Below are 1636 nucleotides of genomic sequence, written 5' to 3'. Positions count from 1 at the left end.
GCAACAGACCCCACACTGTGGCCTGGCCCAGATCGGCGACCTCGTCATCCGTGCCGACAGCCACGGCCCCACGCGTCAGCGCGACCAGCCGAGTGGAGGCCAACCGCTCATCGGCCAGCCACTCCTGGGTCACCTGCAGCGCGTGTGACGCAGCCTTGCGTGCCAGCCCCGCCACAGCTGTCGACTCGTCGGCTGAGCCCTCGGAGCAGATGAGCAAGACCGCTTCCGGCAGCGGTGTTCCCTGGTCTACCGCCGCGCCGACAGCCGCCATGTCCGCGTAGGTCTCGACCGTCGCACCCGCCGCGCCCAGGCTGTCACCGACCTGCCAGGGATCGGTCCCAAGCACGGCCCAACGGCCGGCGGTCGGTGCACCGGTGGCCGGTAGCGCCAGCCAGTCCAATCGCAGAAGCGACTCCTGGTCGCCGTCGCGAAGGGGCTCCAACTGCTCCGGGGTGGCGGCCGGGACCAGCAGCGATTCGACGTGGGCCACCGGCTGGCCGGTGCCGTCGCCGACCAGAACGGCGAACGCGTCCGGGCCCGTCTTCGCCAGGTGCACTCGCAGCGTGGTGGCACCCGAGGCGAACAGCCGCACAGCATTCCAGACGGCCGGCAGCCGAATCTCACCTGCGCTCTGGAAGAAGTCGCCCAGCGCACTCGCCTGCACCGCAGCATCGAGCAGTGCGGGGTGGATACCGAAGCGTCCGGCCTGATCCCGCTGCCCGTCAGGGAGAGCGACCTCGGCGAACACCTCATCGCCACGCCGCCAGGCGGCCCGCAGCCCCTGGAACGCCGGACCGTACCCGTAGCCCGCCTCGGCCACCCGCTCGTAATGCCCCTCCACATCGATCGCGGTAGCACCCGGCGGCGGCCAAACCGTCAGGTCTGCTGTGCCAGATGCCGGAGACCCGGTGGTCAGGCTGCCGCTGGCATGCCGACTCCACTCCCCCACACCACCATCAGCATCAGCGCGAGAGAGAACCGTGAACATCCGGCGACCGGAGTCGTCAGCCGAGGCGACACGCACCTGGAGGGCCACCCCGCCACGCTCCGGCAACACCAACGGCGCCTCCAGCGTCAACTCCTCGATCAGGTCGCAGCCGACCTCATCCCCGGCACGGACCGCCAACTCCACAAACCCGGTCCCCGGCATGAACACCGTCCCGGCGACCACGTGATCAGCAAGCCACGGATGTGACTGCAGCGAGACCCGCCCGGTCAGCACCACACCGCCATCAGCCACCTCAACCGCGGCAGCCAGCAACGGATGCTCCACCGACCCCTGGCCCAGCTCCGCCGGATCACCCGATCCATTCGACGGAGACAACCAGTACTGCTCCCGCTGGAACGCATACGTCGGCAACTCCACCCGCCGCGACCCCGCCCCGGCGAACACCGTTGACCAGTCCACCGGCACGCCGTGGGTGAACGCCTCGGCCATCGAAGTGGTGAACCGCTCCATCCCGCCCTCGTCCCGGCGCAGCGACCCCACAGCCGCGGCAGACGCCCCGACATCGTCGATCGTCTCCTGCACACCCACCGTCAACACCGGATGCGGACTCGCCTCGATAAACACCCGGTGACCACGACCCAGCAAAGCCCGGACTGCCGATTCGAACTGCACCGGCTGCCGCAAATT

1 protein-coding gene is annotated in these 1636 nt (G+C 69.5%); it reads right to left on the bottom strand.

Translation table 11 applies throughout. The annotated features are described in order from the left end of the window. On the bottom strand, positions 1 to 1636 hold a 1636-nt coding region (locus LHJ74_RS34035; RefSeq protein WP_260222231.1), incomplete at both ends, for a polyketide synthase dehydratase domain-containing protein.

Origin of the sequence: Streptomyces gossypii (assembly GCF_025165795.1) — a bacterium.
GTDB lineage: Bacteria > Actinomycetota > Actinomycetes > Streptomycetales > Streptomycetaceae > Streptomyces > Streptomyces gossypii.
The sequence above is the reverse complement of the archived record's forward strand: the minus strand, read 5'-3'. Positions and strand labels throughout refer to the sequence as shown.